This is a genomic window from Nostoc sp. UIC 10630 (genome assembly GCF_010747425.1).
In the GTDB taxonomy this organism is placed as follows: domain Bacteria; phylum Cyanobacteriota; class Cyanobacteriia; order Cyanobacteriales; family Nostocaceae; genus Nostoc.
This window is the reverse complement of the sequence record NZ_JAAGOG010000187.1, coordinates 1-15,387: the sequence shown is the minus strand read 5'-3', so window position 1 is coordinate 15,387 and position 15,387 is coordinate 1. Positions and strand designations below refer to the sequence as shown.

General features: G+C 39.3%; 12 protein-coding genes and 1 pseudogene. 3 read left to right on the top strand and 10 right to left on the bottom strand.

Going from position 1 to position 15,387, the window contains the following annotated elements; all coding sequences use genetic code 11:
- Positions 1–74: 74 nt before the first annotated feature.
- Entirely contained in the window at positions 75–1,430 is a 1,356-nt protein-coding gene (locus G1O98_RS30255) for an NAD(P)/FAD-dependent oxidoreductase (protein ID WP_163936043.1), read from the bottom strand.
- 234 nt (positions 1,431–1,664) lie between these two features.
- A complete protein-coding gene (locus tag G1O98_RS30250) occupies positions 1,665–2,585 on the bottom strand; it encodes a DUF4349 domain-containing protein (protein WP_163936040.1) in 921 nt (306 codons plus the stop codon).
- 218 nt (positions 2,586–2,803) lie between these two features.
- On the opposite strand from G1O98_RS30250, the gene ilvC reads away from it, so the two are divergent.
- On the top strand, positions 2,804–3,799 hold the full coding sequence (ilvC, locus tag G1O98_RS30245; protein WP_163936037.1) for a ketol-acid reductoisomerase: 996 nt from the start codon (positions 2,804–2,806) through the stop codon (positions 3,797–3,799).
- A 294-nt stretch (positions 3,800–4,093) separates the two neighbouring features.
- Here the strand turns inward: ilvC and G1O98_RS30240 are convergent, their stop codons facing one another.
- The 3 genes from G1O98_RS30240 to G1O98_RS30230 form a co-directional block, all read right to left on the bottom strand.
- On the bottom strand, positions 4,094–4,567 hold the full coding sequence (locus tag G1O98_RS30240) for an SET domain-containing methyltransferase (RefSeq protein ID WP_163936033.1): 474 nt from the start codon (positions 4,565–4,567) through the stop codon (positions 4,094–4,096).
- Between the two features lie 91 nt (positions 4,568–4,658).
- Positions 4,659–5,504: a DMT family transporter gene (locus tag G1O98_RS30235; protein WP_243458583.1), complete on the bottom strand. Its 846-nt coding sequence runs from the start codon at positions 5,502–5,504 to the stop codon at positions 4,659–4,661.
- Positions 5,505–5,539: 35 nt separating this feature from the next.
- Complete coding sequence (locus G1O98_RS30230; RefSeq protein ID WP_163936027.1) at positions 5,540–5,680, bottom strand: hypothetical protein; 141 nt, start codon at positions 5,678–5,680, stop codon at positions 5,540–5,542.
- A 588-nt stretch (positions 5,681–6,268) separates the two neighbouring features.
- Between G1O98_RS30230 and G1O98_RS30225 the strand changes: the two genes are divergently transcribed.
- Positions 6,269–7,108, top strand: a complete 840-nt coding sequence (locus G1O98_RS30225; protein WP_163936024.1) for a sterol desaturase family protein — start codon at positions 6,269–6,271, stop codon at positions 7,106–7,108.
- A 210-nt stretch (positions 7,109–7,318) separates the two neighbouring features.
- On the opposite strand, the gene G1O98_RS30220 is transcribed toward G1O98_RS30225, so the two are convergent.
- The 5 genes from G1O98_RS30220 to G1O98_RS30200 form a co-directional block, all read right to left on the bottom strand.
- The gene (locus tag G1O98_RS30220; protein ID WP_163936021.1) at positions 7,319–7,813 is read right to left on the bottom strand and encodes a DUF427 domain-containing protein; all 495 of its coding nucleotides are present in this window, start codon (positions 7,811–7,813) and stop codon (positions 7,319–7,321) included.
- A gap of 238 nt (positions 7,814–8,051) precedes the next feature.
- Positions 8,052–9,389: a 5-histidylcysteine sulfoxide synthase gene (gene ovoA, locus G1O98_RS30215; RefSeq protein WP_163936018.1), complete on the bottom strand. Its 1,338-nt coding sequence runs from the start codon at positions 9,387–9,389 to the stop codon at positions 8,052–8,054.
- A gap of 343 nt (positions 9,390–9,732) precedes the next feature.
- Complete coding sequence (egtD, locus tag G1O98_RS30210) at positions 9,733–10,707, bottom strand: L-histidine N(alpha)-methyltransferase (RefSeq protein ID WP_163936015.1); 975 nt, start codon at positions 10,705–10,707, stop codon at positions 9,733–9,735.
- 1,014 nt (positions 10,708–11,721) lie between these two features.
- Positions 11,722–13,878, bottom strand: a complete 2,157-nt coding sequence (locus G1O98_RS30205) for a polyribonucleotide nucleotidyltransferase (RefSeq protein ID WP_163936013.1) — start codon at positions 13,876–13,878, stop codon at positions 11,722–11,724.
- 101 nt (positions 13,879–13,979) lie between these two features.
- The gene (locus G1O98_RS30200) at positions 13,980–14,525 is read right to left on the bottom strand and encodes an N-acetyltransferase (RefSeq protein ID WP_163936010.1); all 546 of its coding nucleotides are present in this window, start codon (positions 14,523–14,525) and stop codon (positions 13,980–13,982) included.
- Between the two features lie 142 nt (positions 14,526–14,667).
- On the opposite strand from G1O98_RS30200, the pseudogene G1O98_RS30195 reads away from it, so the two are divergent.
- Positions 14,668–15,387, top strand: a pseudogene (locus G1O98_RS30195) (ATP-dependent helicase); the annotation flags it as partial.

Below are 15,387 nucleotides of genomic sequence, written 5' to 3'. Positions count from 1 at the left end.
GAGTGGGGATGAAGGAGCAGGGGAGGCAGGGGAAGCAGGGGGAGAATAACTAATGACTAATGACAAATTCCCAATTAGACATTTACAGGCTGTTTACTATCAGCTGATGTGTAATTGCGATCGCTAATTACAAACTCCGTGATTGATTCTTTACCTGTAATTAATCTTGCTCCGCGATTACGGGTGAAATAGTTCCATGCCCACTGAATCATTACTACTAATTTGTTGTCAAATTCAATTAAGAAGTAGATGTGAATCACCAGCCAAAACAGCCATGCAACGAAACCTTTCAGCTTGATAAAGCCCAAATCGACTACAGCAGAATTGTGCCCAATCATCGCTAAACTACCATGATCGGTATAAGCAAAGGGTGGCAAACTTTTACCTGCAAGTCGCTGTTGAACTAATGTTGCTACATATTCACCTTCTTGCTTGGCTACAGGTGCAACACCAGGTAGGGGTTTACCATTTTGATGAGAAAAATTTGCTAAGTCGCCAACTACAAAAATATTGGGATGTCCCTTAATACTCAAGTCAGGTTCAACGATAATCCGTCCAGCGCGATCGCATTCAGCACCTGTGCGTTCTGCTAGCACTTTTCCCATTGCTGAAGCTTTTACACCTGCTGCCCATAATACCGTTTTTGAGGCAATTTCTTTAACTTCTTCGCCTTGTTTGAGGGTAACAGTATCATTTTCAATATTCGTTACCAGTGTTTTTGTCTGGACAACCACCCCCAAGCGTGTCAAGGATGCTTCCGCTTCTTGTGATAACTCTGGTGCAAAAGGTGGCAGAATCCGATCCAGCCCTTCTAATAGCAAAATCTTGGCTTCTGAGGTGTCGATGTTGCGGAAATCTTCTTTGAGGGTTTGATTTGCCAATTCTGCGATCGCACCCGCTAACTCTACACCTGTTGGGCCACCACCCACAATTACAAAAGTTAACCAAGCACGGCGTTTTTCTGGGTCGGTTTCTTTTTCTGCGGCTTCAAAGGCTGAAAAAATCCGGCTACGCATTTCTATGGCATCTTCTACAGTTTTCAAACCTGGGGCGAATTCTTCCCAGTTATCTTTACCAAAGTAGGAATGCTTCGCACCTGTAGCAACAATCAACGTATCGTAAGCTATTGCTTCGTCGCCCACAGTCACTTCTTGTGCTTCTGGATCAATATTATTTACCTCTCCCAGCAGCACTTTTGTATTCTTGCTCTTGCTGAGGACAGAACGTAACGGTGAGGAAATATCAGCAGGAGATAGCGCACCTGTGGCGACTTGATATAAGAGGGGTTGAAATAGATGAAAGTTACGTTTATCGATGAGAGTAACGTTTACTGCTGCCTTGGCGAGTGTTTTTGCCGCATACAGTCCTCCAAAACCACCACCAACAATAACTACTTTATGAGGTGGATTATTGTCAAGAGAATTTACCATAAGAAATATTATCCGGTATTCTGACTATTGTAACTATTCTTAACAAATTTGTATCAAAATTGTCATCATATATTTTGTATTCCTATTTACATTTGAAGAATGATTAAAGCAATCAAAACTACAGGATAAATAGAACTTTTAAAGATAGAGGGTTCGACAATAAGATTTGGCAATATTTAACATACTCTTTGCTTATGTAAATTTATCAACGGTAGATGTAGGATTTATGCAAATTCATTCAGAACGAGTTGATTCTGGTGTTTGTGTCAAACTTGGTGAATGATTTCGTCGCCAACGGTTAAAGCCATAGATAAGAGCAGCAAAAATTAACAAATAGGGACTGTAAACAATTAACCAAATACCCAACTTGAGTAAGCCAACGGAAAATGCACTCAAAGAATGGGTAGAGTTATTCCAAGTTTCCTGAACTTGCAAACCAAAGGCAGGTTGGGGACTGGTGCTAGAAACTGCTGCTTCAAGGTTGAGGGTAATAGTGGAATAAGCAACTTGATTTTTGAGGTTTTTCAGTTGGGCATCAATTTGTTCTATGGTTTGACGGACATTACTCAATTCTTGGGAAACACTCAGCACATCTCTAACAGAACCTGCCCGATCCATAATTTTTTGCAAATTGGCTTCAGTTTTTTGCAAATTAGTTAATCTAGCTTGGAAATCCACCAAGCGATCGCCTACATCTTCCGCAGTAATATTACGACTCTCTATAGTGCCTAATTTAGCTAGTTCTTCCAGGGTAGGTTCTAGCCGATTCTCTGGTATCCGCAATTGGATTGTTGCTGTGTAACGCGGGTTGTCACCTTTGGGTTGTTGTTGTTTCAACCCGATTAAATCCCCTTGCTGTTGATTGATAATTTGCGAAACAGCATCAACAGTTTTATCTACAGAGTTGACAGTCAAAGAGATTGCTGCTTTTTTGATGAGTTGGGGGCGAGAACGGTTTATTGGTGCAACTTCCGCTTTTTGGGAAATACTGTTTTCACGAGCAGATAATTGATTTACCGCTCCATTGGCTGCAACTTGAGGTGCAGACTGATTTGTTGACCGATCCGAAGAGGCGCAACTAGTGAAAATCACCCCTCCCAATAACGCACTTATAAATAAAGCAGATGTGCGCGGCAATTTAGTCGAAGCGTACATAATCTATCCTTAGATGGATGAAGTTAAACTTAGTATTGCTGAAAGAAAACTCAAAACCTGTATTGTTGCGATTTATGTAACAGGTTTGTCATTTGTCATTTGTCCCCTTAGTCCAAAGAGATAAATTGAATTATTTATAGTAATCTGTGTTACTCAATTTGAGGTACAATCGTAAGCCTGCCAATAAATGACGATGCTTGCTGACAGGAGATGCTTCTATGGCCCGGATGTACTATGACGAAGATGCCAATTTAGACCTTTTGGCTGGAAAAACTATTGCTATCATCGGCTATGGTTCTCAAGGTCATGCCCACGCTCTCAATCTCAAAGATAGTGGTTTGAATGTGATTGTGGGACTATATCCGGGTAGTAAGTCAGTAGCAAAAGCTGAAGCTGCTGGGTTAACTGTGAAGAATGTCGCAGATGCTGCCAATGCTGCTGACTTTATCATGATTTTGTTACCTGATGAAGTCCAAAAAACGATTTACAAAAACGAGATTGAACCAAATTTAGAAGAAGGAAATGTGTTAGCCTTTGCCCACGGTTTCAATATTCACTTTGGGCAAGTTGTACCACCAGCTAACGTAGATGTGGTGATGGTAGCACCGAAAGGGCCAGGGCATTTGGTACGGCGGACTTATGAACAGGGTGAAGGTGTACCAGCGCTGTTTGCAGTTTATCAAGATGCTAGTGGTCAGGCACGCGATCGCGCCATGTCTTATGCTAAAGGTATTGGTGGTACTCGCGCTGGTGTTCTAGAAACCACTTTCCGCGAAGAAACCGAAACCGATTTATTTGGTGAACAAGCAGTATTGTGCGGTGGTTTGAGTGCTTTAATCAAAGCCGGATTTGAAACTTTGGTAGAAGCTGGTTATCAACCAGAATTGGCTTATTTTGAATGTCTGCATGAAGTAAAGCTGATTGTTGACTTGGTTGTAGAAGGCGGTTTAGCCAAAATGCGCGACAGCATCTCTAACACTGCTGAATATGGCGATTATACTCGTGGGCCAAGGATTGTTACCGAACAAACTAAAGCTGAAATGCAAAAAATTCTCAGCGAAATTCAATCTGGGCAATTTGCACGAGAATTTGTTCTAGAAAACCAAGCTGGTAAACCAGGATTTACCGCCATGCGTCGCAAAGAATCTGAACACAAAATTGAGGAAGTTGGTAAAGATTTACGCGCTATGTTTAGCTGGTTGAAAAAAGCTTAAGCAAAACAAGGATCTGAATGTAGAGACGTTACATTACAACGTCTTTACAATGATTTTGAAATTACGCAAAATTATTTTTCATGCCGCTATAGATGTTATTTAAAATGCGTATAATATGTGCATTTTAAATAATACCAATTTTTTATGAAGCTGAATAGAATTCGATCTCCCCTAGCCCCCTTAATAAAGGGGGGAACCGGAAAAACATCTATCAAAGTCCCCCAATTTATCGGGGGATTTAGGGGGATCAAGATATGTGCAACTTCACATTAAATTGGTATAATATCATTTGCTTTAGGATTTGAGATAATCTGCAATGTACGCTCCATAGCGATCGCGCAATATTTGTTCGCGGAATTTGAATCCTAATGTTTTCCCTCGACAGGATAGAGATTTGCACAAGCACCGCGAGACAGCTATTGATTCATATTCAGTGGTTTCGTAGTCCCAGCTAATTTCCTCACCGACTTCGATATCGTCCAAAGCAACGAAGTCATATCCCCCAAACTGATTGTTGCTTACGCCAGTATTTGGATCGCAAGAATGATTAATTACGACAGCAGGCTCATCTAGGTTGACATACAAATTAAAATCCATCTGAAAGGAATAAATTGTTCGTTGGGGAACTTCTTCAGTTGGGATACCTACCACAACCGTTTCCCCTTTGGCAAATTTTTTCGTAGCAAATACTCCTCTTCCTTTTGCTGTTTCCTGAATCGTGACATGAAAATTGAGCTTTACAGCTGAAATTGACTCTATTGTATTCATAGATAAAGACCCACTATGTTTAAATTTCTTGCTTTCAAATTTCAAACTTGGCTTAGGCTTAGTTAGATTTCACTTTCGAGGTAAAAGCTCGTTAACTGCTCTGTACCTCAACTTTTGCTTCCGGTTCAAGCTTTTGAGGGCTCTGACTTAGAAGCAGAGCAACTAAAACAAGAATCGCGCCAATTAGACCGCGCATTCCCAGATGTTCTCCAAGTAGCCAAAACGAAAAAATTGTGGCGAACAATGGCTCAAGTGTATAAAGTAAAGCTGTTTCGTCGGCTGAAACCCATTGCTGTGCCAATGTTTGCAGCCAGATAACAGCAGCAGTTGCCAACAGCCCTAAGTAGACAATCACTCCCCAGTGCTGGTGAATTACCTCAAATTGGTTAAGAATTTGGGTATTATTCCAAAGCAGACCTAGCACCGCAATGAACAAAAGTTGAACACTGGTAAGCGTTAAGGTGGGGTGACGAGACGCAACCCGGTCTAGGAAAATTATGTAGCCTGCATAGACAAAAGCATCAACGAACATCAACAGATCGCCAATTCCTAGTTCTCCCCCTTCCCAAAACATCACGCCAATACCGATCACAGCGACTCCAGCAGCTAGGAAAGTTCTCAACGGTACGCGCTGACCACTCAGCCATGCTAGTAGTGGGACTATGAGTGCGTTCAAACTGCCAATGAATGCAGCCCGATTCGCTGGTATAGTCTTGAGTGCAATTGTTTCTATAGCTAAGAAAAAGAAAAGGAAAAGACCTAGTACTGTACCATCACGAAGTAAAAGTGCGTTAATATTACGTAAATTTACAGCAAAAACTGCTGCTGCTATGACAAAACGTGTAGCAATCAATGCACTTGGTGGAAGACTACTAACGATGTCTTTAGTCAATGGAAAAGTTGTAGCGCTAATTACATTAACAAGGATAAGCAGCATTATTCCTTTTAAACGCAACGTATTTTCAATTTGCATCAAATTAATTGATTGAATAATGTTTCTTTACATCCATAGAGAATGCGATCGCATAGAGAATGTTGGTTTTCCTGTATCCAGTCAGCGCCTTCTGAATTGAGGATTTTTAATTGGGAAAGTTTTACGAAGTAAGTTGGCACAATAAAATCAAACTATGTAAATAAAAATGAACTAGGCTAAAACCCTTATATCTATTGCCTATTGCCTATTTTCTATTGCCTTATCCCAACGACAATTATTTACGCCCACTGACTTAATCTGATTTTGGTAATCTCATGTCTTTTTTCACATTGCAATTAAAAGGTAAAAGAAGTTCGCATTAATCCAATCCGAATTGTATCATTTGCTGCGTTATGTTTAAAATTTCTAATCACTAAAAATCTCCTAGTCACAAAAATTATGTCACTAAGTAGATAGCGATAAAATAATTACAAATGTTAGTAGACTGAAAATTTTTGCGATCGCCTACGGTGAGTGCTTCGCGCGCTTGCTTAGTGATGGATACCTGCAAATCAGATTGCTACATTACGCTTATCGTACACTGCGTTAAGCCGCTACACATCATCTATGGATGCAATGTCACCAACCCTAGCAGAAAAGGACTGTTCTTGTTCGGTCTATATTCAATACAATTGAGAAACGCTATTTATAATCTGGTGAAATACAAAAATAAATAATTTATACTTGCAAAAAGGATTTAATTCCATAACTACTAAAAGGATGTAGGTATGAGAAAATTTTTTAATTTCTGCTTCGAGGCTGAATTTTATCTAAAAATTGCTATTACTTGCACCATTCTTCAGCAAATATTTTATTGGTTGTTGCACAATATAGAACTCAATTTTATAACTCAAGTGCTGTTATACTGGCTTGTTGGTTCTATTTCATTTTATAGCATTGGTCTTTTCATCGAAAAGGTAATTAAAAACAATGATAATTTAAGAGAGAAATTAACTGCCAGAGTTAAGAAAGTCAAAACACAACCATTTCCTTCGTTTACTGCCAAAGGCATCATTACTGGAGAAATCAAAAGTTTCATAGCAGCTTTTATTATCCTCTACTTAGCGCCAGAGGTAAATAGAGGAAATAGTCTGCTCTCAAACCTTGGATGGTTTTTGATGAGAATAATTGTTGCTGATTTCTGTTTTTACGTTTCTCATTCGCTACTTCACAGAAAGTTTTTACAAAAAATACATTTAAAACATCATGAGTTTGCCGACTCATCAAGTTTTGTTGCTGGACATAAGAGTTTGACTGAATATATTATTGTTACTATTACAGACCTTTTGCCTATCTTTATATTTGGGTATGATATCACCCAACTATGTGCTTGGACTATTATAGGTAATGCTTACAACCTTGAAGGTCATAGTTCCTTATCAATATTTTTTGTTCCATCAGATTTTCACGATCTTCACCACAGTTGTTTCAAGAAAAACTATGGAATTCAAGGATTTTGGGACAGGTTATTCAACACCCTAAACCCTCCTACAAAGAAGCCAGGAATTATGTTCCCTGTAGCTTATTTGGAGCATATCACCATGAAGTTATCTAATACTTTAAATTGATTGAGAACTTTAAATCTAGAGAAACCCTCACTTGATTCTTGGCTACAGTGTACACAAGCCTTTTAAAGTTGTCCCACAAGCTTTTTATTCCCCCAACTCCCCTTTTTATTTTTAAGGAAAATCTCTTAAATTCTTCCTTTTTAAGGATAATTTAGGAGGATCTGCAACATTTTGGTTTTGTAGTCTGACTTATTAATTTTATGTCCAAAATTACCAACCCATTGTTCCTGGACTACCTTTAAATGGCCCGACAATATCAGAGGTAATCCATCCGCCATAAAAATCACCGGGTTGAGACATAACTAGCTCATCATTTACATAGCAAGCATCCATTAAACTAGGGTAAAAAGCATAGTATTCTTGAATGGTTACAAAATCAGATGTAGGGTCAAAATATCGCCAAGCGGCGCTATTTATATACTTATCACCGATGCTTATATCATAATACTGACACTTACCTTTCCATTCACACCAACTTTTTTTAGGTGTTTCTATCAGATATTCTAGTTTAATATCTTCTGAAGGAATGTAATAAGAAGGAGGATGGCTAGTTTCTATGACTCTTTTAGCTTTACTTGTTTCTGCTAAAACAATATTATTAACAATTATCCGAATTGATTTGTTTGTATCTTCTAAACGAGCCGGACGCGGATAATCCCAAACTGACTCTTGACCGGGTTGTGGAGGAATAGGATTTGGTCTCATGGTTAATAATTTTTTGTTTTTACTTTGCCATTAAAATGCAAAGGTAGTTCGCATTAATCTAATTCTATTCTAGATGATTTTTTCGTACTATTTCTCCTAAATTTTAGGCTAGTAATATGTTTGCTGTCTCAACGAAAATTGAGCCTGACGATTACAGGGAGAAATGGAAGATGTAAAAACTGCTATTCTGTAACTGTTAGTATCCTGCAAATTATTTTTGTAAAACCTCATGTTGGGGTTACTGCTTGATATCTTGAACAATCCTAAAACCTGCGTGTTGATAAAAATTAGGACGGAACCAGTTGCGATAATATTTTAAAGCTTCTGTACCGTTAGTTATCCAGCATCCTCCTAACATCATCTGATGCTTATTATCAAAAAATATTGCAGAATTATCTTCGTAAAGGAAATGAGGCTTATATCCTGGTAAAGGATTTAAATTATCACTCAAGTGTTCCCAAACATTTCCGCGTAAATCATACAAACCAGAATAACTTTTGGCGGTTTCTAACATTCCCACTGGACTAGGTGAGCCAAATTTTAAATTTACATTGTAATTGTCTACATCTTCTACTAAACCACTACTATAAGTTGCTAAATGATATTCGGCTTCACTCATTAAACGGGTATCTTTACTTTGCCAACAACAGTAAGCCATTGCTTCATAATGATTGACCTCTACAGGCCAATCTAAGGGTAAGCCGATTTCATCAAACATGGCTCGATACTTGTAACTGCCATTTTGGGGTATCCAAAATTTGGGATATTGAATGTTGTTTTCAGTTTTCCAATGCCAAGATTCTTCATCCCAATACGCTTGGTTTTCGTAGCCACCAGCCTTGACAAAATAACTAAAATCGGCATTGGTAATCAGATATTTACTGGCTAAAAAAGAATCCACTTCAACAGTGCGATCGCCATAATCAATATCCCATCCATAGGTTGGATCGTTAAAGGCTTTGCCAAGTTTGACTACCCCACCCATCACTTGTATCATTTCGTTTTGAGCAGTGTAGCCATTAAAAGGGGCATATTGCCAGTTTTGAGGGCGTTTCACTCTCTCAATTGGTAGTTGGCGAATTAACATTGAAGAGGTTTCAATATGAATACGCTGATGTTCAATCCCCATCATTAAAGCCCAGAGGGGATGAGTAGGGTGAATTGGTAGAGTTATTGGAGTAGTTTTAATTACTTCGGAAATTACTATATATGCTTGTTTTCGATACTCCCAAGTTTGTGCAACTTGTGGCCATTCCAAATGAGCGATCGCTTGATTTAATTCTTCTGCTACCTCTGGATCAACTCCAATTTCAAACAAAATTTCATAGTCTGGATTGATCCTTTTTTCTAATAATTCAACGCTAATTAATTTATTGATGTAGAAAACAGCCGAATGTCCAAGATAGAAAATTAGAGGGTTTCTCAAAGGATCGGGATTGAGATAAAATGTATCTTCTTCTATTAAAGTTTTCATCAGCATATCTTCTAGTTGCCAAGCATTCTCAAAATAATCGAGGATAACTTGGCGATCGCAACTATCTAGTTTAGGCGGATGAGTAGATTGAAAACTGTTCATGATATAACTCAATTGCTATTATATAGACGATTAACTCTGGTTAATTTACTTGACAAACTTAATCAAAAAATTGCTAATGTTAATTGTTGATTGCATTCCGGCTCTATTTCTATTTTTCCAGATATGTTGAATCTTGCTAAATGAAACATATCCATGAACAAACAAATGCCGCTTCATTAGGCATTTATAAAATGGCTAAAAATACTGAGATACTGTAGGACGATCAATGCCTATCAGCCTTAAGTAAGCGCCATTCATAAACCAACCATAAGCTTTGTAAGTTAAGGTTTAAAGCCTAATTAACGGATATGTCTATTTAAATTCAAATTTGGGGAAGCAAAATTTAAGCTTGGCAAAGAATTAGCCCAAACCACTGATTGGGATCTGTCCAAGTTTTCAGAGTCTTGAGTCCATGTGTCTCCAGTTGTTTTTGCATATTTACTAAATCAAACTTGCGAGAAATTTCGGTGAGAATGCTTTCTCCACCTGCAAAGCCAACTTGTAAATCTAGCGCTTCTAAAGATACTTCATGACTCTTTTGGCAATGCAGATACATTTCAATTTGAGCATCATTTTCATTATAAATAGCTTGGTGAGTAAATAAGCTGAGGTCAAAATTACCTTGAAAACGCCAATTTAAATGAGAAAGGATATTTAAATTAAAAGCAGCCGTTACTCCCTGACTATCATTATAAGCTGGCTCCAAAATTTCTTTGGGTTTTTGTAAATCAATCCCCAAAAGAAAGTAGTCCCCTGCTTGTAAAGTCCTAGTAATTTGTCTTAAAAAATCATCACATTCTCGTGGTTTAAAATTCCCAAGAGAACTGCCTAAGAAAAAAATCATTCGTGATGCTGCAAATGTGGATTTTAGCTTTATCAATGCTTGTTCATAGGTTCCTATTAATCCTTCAACAAAGAAAGTTGGATATTTATGTTGTAGTTTTAGTACGCTAGATTTAAGGATTCCATGACTAACATCAATGGGTATATATCTACAGTGGCTTGCAATTTTTTGGTAAGCATCTAGCAAAAAAAGAGTTTTTGTAGAACTGCCACTGCCTAACTCTACAAGTTCGCAATTACCTGTTATCTGAGCTATTTCATCGGCATATTGGCGTAAAATTCCAGCTTCTGTTCGTGTTGGGTAATATTCTGATAATTCACATATTTGTTCAAATAGTTCTGAGCCATAATCATCGTAAAAATATTTAGGGGGTAAAGTTTTGGGACTTTGAATTAATCCTTGGATGACATCTTCACCCTCATTGTGGATAGCTCGATCGTTCTCATTAATAGATTTTAGATATGTTGCTAACATGATGTCAATATTTTTAGTTCTGAATGAAGTACTTAATATGACATATTTAGTATTTAATAGCAAGGCTTATTTCTAAGTGATTAATAACAGATTAAAATACGAAAAACCCCTCGATTTAGTGTGGTATTAAAGCAGGTTTTACTAATTTACTATTTGCTGGTTTATTCAAGTATGAATTAATAAATAAGTCGCCAGGAATAGACATTACTACATTATTAGAGGTAAACATTATCTACTACTGAAAAATGGCGAAGCTCATAAGTTACCTGTATTGATAATAACTTATATTCTGGTTAAAAATCATTGGAGCTTTAGTAGCGATCGCAATGCCCAAAAACTCTTGTTTTTATTTCAATAGATAAGTGAAGTTTATCGAAGTATGACTTTTGTCGCATAACAATTTATCAATTTTTTCATCAAAGTTAAATAATTTGCGATCGCCTGACTCAAAAAAATTGTGTTTTTTATCCCGTTTTTTGCTTAAGTTTTCTCCTGTCAAAGACGCTATGCAAGGGTGTATACACAAGTATTTTAAAGTTGTTCTACAGGATTTAGATTCCCTCTACAGTAATAGGAGCCAAAGTCCCCGTTAAGAAGGGTAATTTAGGAGGCTCTAAAGCTGTTTTGTACCTTGTACAGAGTTGTGTGTACACCGTAGCTTAAAAGGAGAAAGGCTTTGAATTTTAATGCCCTTCCCTTCAATTTCCATGTAATTGAGAATCGTTATATGGTATTAAGTGGGTAGTTAAAATTAAACATAATAGTAAAATTAAACATAAAATAAAATCCTACTTTTGAGGGATGAATTGCTCAAGACTAGGATTTTTAGGACTTAAGTCCTTACTACAAACTTTAATTTATTTAGGCTTAGTTACTTATCTTTTATAGTTATTAAAGAAATTTACAAGTATGAGTTTCAATAAATTTAGTGCAACTAGTTTCGAGAAGCATACGGCGATGCCTTCACAGTAGGCATCGCGGATTTTAGATTTTATTCTAAAATCCCAAATCGAGTTACCGATTCACCGCCGCAGCTTCTCTTGCTGCTGCTGCTTGATCTGGGTGGATACCCAAGCGAGTGAGATTAATACGACCTTTGTTATCAATTTCACGGACTTTGATAATCACTTCATCGCCCACCGCTACTTCATCCTCAACTTTGCCAACGCGGTAGTCAGCTAGTTGTGAGATGTGGATCATCCCTTCTTTCCCAGGCAGAAATTCCACAAATGCACCTATCGGTATAATCCGAGTAATGCGTCCTGCATAGACATCTCCTTCGTGGAGTTTGCGGGTCATACCTTGGATGATGTTTCTGGCTCTCTTGGCCTTGTTCTCATCCACAGCCGAAATTGTCACGGTGCCATCATCTTCGATGTCAATTTTTGCACCAGTTTCTTCTGTGATGCCCTTAATAGTCTTGCCTCCAGGCCCGATGACCAGACCAATCATGTCTGAGTCAATCTTGATTGTTAACAGACGTGGGGCATAAGGTGAGGTTTCAATCCGTGGCACATCGATGCAGGCGAGCATTTTCTCCAGAATGTGCAACCGGGCTGCTTTGGCTTGGTGGACGGCTTGGGAAATAACATCCAACGACAAACCGGGGATTTTCATATCCATTTGCAAGGCGGTAATTCCGGTATCCGTCCCGGCAACCTTGAAGTCCATATCGCCCAAAAAGTCTTCAATGCCCTGAATGTCGGTCAGGATTCGCACTTCGTCTCCATCCTTAATCAGACCCATTGCTGCGCCACTGACGGGTTTGAGAATTGGTACACCAGCATCCATGAGGGCGAGGGTGGAACCGCAGACTGAACCCATTGAGGTGGAACCGTTGGAAGAAAGTACTTCCGATACGATGCGAATCACGTAGGGAAATTGTTCTTTTGACGGTAGTACAGGAATTAGCGATCGCTCTGCTAATGCCCCGTGACCAATTTCACGCCTTCCTGGTGAACGCATTGGCTTGGTTTCCCCGACTGAGAACGGCGGGAAGTTGTAATGATGCAGATAACGCTTATGTTGATCTAACTGCATATCATCGTTGAGGTTTTGGGCATCCCCTGGCGTACCCAAAGTACAAGTGGATAATACTTGAGTTAGTTCTCGATTAAATAAACCGCTACCGTGGACTCGCTTTGGTAAGACACCAACTAAACAAGAAACACGACGCACTTCATCGAGTTTGCGACCATCAACGCGAACGTTATCTTCGATGATTTGCCGCCGCATGAAGTACTTAGTTATATCTTTGAAAGTGTTACCAAGTGCTTTGCTATTTGCAGTTGCGGCAACTCGAATTGGGTCTTCTTCTGGCAGTTCCTTAATCGTCGTAGCAATTTCATCCTTGACGACATCTAAAGCTGCATCGCGTTCGGGTTTAGTGAAGGTAAATTGAGACAGGATTTTCTTAATCTGGCCGCTAGCGCGATCGCGGATATAATTTTCTAGCGTCTGGTCTACTTCTGGTGGTGCTTCTTGCACTATCACTAAGCCCAGTTCTGCTACTAAATCTTGCTGCGCTTTGATTAAGTCCCGCACTGCTTCATAACCAAAGTCAATCGCCTCGATGATATCTCGCTCTGGCAACTGATTGGCTCCCGCCTCCACCATGATTACGCCATGTGGAGAACCTGCTACTACCAGATCCAAATCTCCGGCTTCAATTTCTGCATAAGTGGGGTTAATAATAAAATCATCTCCCACTAAACCAACGCGAACTGCTGCCATTGGCCCATTAAAAGGAATCTGGGCAATCAGGGTAGCGATGGAAGCGCCTGTAACTGCTAATACATCGGGTGGAACCAACTCGTCCATCGATAGTGTTAAGGCGATAATTTGCAGGTCATCCCGTAACCATGAAGGGAACAAGGGACGCATGGGACGGTCTATAAGACGGCTGGTGAGAATTGTTTTTTCTGGTGGACGACCTTCCCGCCGCATGATCCCGCCGGGAATCCTACCAGCTGCATACAGTCTTTCTTCGTAATCTACTGTGAGGGGAAGAAAATCAATGCCTTCTCTGGCTTGCGATCGCGTAGCTGTCACTAAAACGGATGTGTCCCCTGATTCTATCAAAACCGACCCACCTGCCTGGGGAGCTAGTAAGCCTACTTTCAGTCGAATATCCCTTCCATCGAAGGATATTGACTTATCAACTTCTGCCATTCAGTTCTTTTTCCTTCTCTTTCGCTATTCTCTTTCTGTGGCAATCCTAACATTTATGCACTAGGGCTGACTTCTAGTACATACAAAGATAAGAGTTGTCATCAACCCAAAGCACGATACATCATCAGCGCGTCTACCACCTGTTCATTATCTAGCTTCGCCGCACGAGGAATTCGCCCAATAATCTCAAATCCTAACGACTGCCAAAGGGTAATTGAAGGTATATTAGTTTCAAAGACCAAATTGAACATTACTGCTTCGTAGCCTAGGTCTGCTGCTATCAAGAGCATAGCCTCCCCCATGAACCGCCCGATGCCCTGACCGCGCAACCCAGGTTGTACAATAAAACCAGCGTTGCAAATGTGGCAACACCGACCGGGGAAGTTTGGTTTTAAATAAAACGCCCCTAATATTTCTTTAGGCTTGTGTGTAGCATCCTTACCAGATGTCCTGACAACAAAGGCATCCTTGCTTAACCAGTAAGTTGAAAATTCTGCCTGAGATAGAGGTTGCCTTTGGGGATAAGTTTTACCTTCAACAATTACAACATTGAGTAATGTTCTTACAACCTCCTGTTCTTGAGGATGAATATAATCTAGTTCTACTGTTATGTTATTTTTTATAACTTTAACAATGGGGAAATCCATTACTAATAATGTTGATGCAGAATGATTATTTGAAAATTATTTGTATGCAATGATTTGATTATAAATGCTATTGACAAGATTTAATAGTTAGAGCTTTACGAGTTAAATTATTTAATTTTACGAGAATCTGAGTAGTTAGCAAATGGCGATTTTACACGGTAATTGGTTACTAAAAAGTCAAAAGGGTTGTTTATTTATTTGGGGAGAAACTTGGCGATCGCCACGAGTTAATTTCGAGTCTAATGGATCTGGAGATATCCCACTAAATCCATTGGCAATGACATCAGTAGAGTTAAGCGAGTGGTTGGTTTCCCAGAAGATGGCGATTACCAACTTTATCCAGCAACCCAAAATTGCGATCGCTACTACTGGGCGAACACGTAAAGCCGCCACTCCCACTGAGATAAGTTTACCAACGCATTCACATATAATTGCCCTACCAACTTATATCCCCGAAGAGAGTACAGAAGGAACATCTGCAATTTTCCCTGTGCATTCTGCCAGCTTGGGGCTAGAAACAGACTCTCCCCAATATTTGCAACCGTGGCGAGTTGAGGGTTTTTGTCTTAACCCCAGCGAAGCAGTAAAATTTCTCGCTGCTATTCCCCTAAATGCTGCAAAAGGGGAAGATGCCTTTTTAGGAGGAGATTTACGTTTTTGGTCGCAAGTTTCCCGATGGAGTTTAGATTTAATCTCGCGGTGTAAGTTTTTACCAAGAATTGAACGGCAATCAGACGGTGCATTTGCTGCTAAATGGCAAGTACTTCTAGACAGTGCTGTCGATGGAACTCGCCTAGAAAAATTTTCTGCGGATATGCCGTTGGTTTGTCGGACTTATCAAGAGGGACTGGGGACTGGGGAC